The 228-nt window shown below is 62.3% G+C and carries 1 pseudogene; it reads left to right on the top strand.

The features are described 5' to 3' along the window. Positions 1 to 228: pseudogene (locus EOC06_RS39485) on the top strand (gfo/Idh/MocA family oxidoreductase); the annotation flags it as partial.

The following is a 228-nucleotide window of genomic DNA, read 5'->3' as shown; positions in this document are numbered from 1 at the left end:
CCCTACATCCGCAGCCTGCCGACGCGGCTGGAGGTCACTGATGCCGGCCCGCTCGGCCCGGTGACGAAAACCTTCGGGCCTCTCTACGGCGATGCTTTCTCGAATGAACTCGAGATTTTCCACCGCCACATCACCGAAGGCACAAAGCCTCTGACCGACCTCGCCGATTCACGCCGCGACCTGGCGCTGATGGCCGAAATCATCGAGCGAATGAAGGAGAGTGGCGAG

Source organism: Mesorhizobium sp. M7A.F.Ca.MR.362.00.0.0 (assembly GCF_004023175.1).
Taxonomy (GTDB): domain Bacteria; phylum Pseudomonadota; class Alphaproteobacteria; order Rhizobiales; family Rhizobiaceae; genus Mesorhizobium.
Note: the sequence above shows the minus strand (reverse complement) of the source record. Positions and strands in the feature narration are given on the sequence as shown.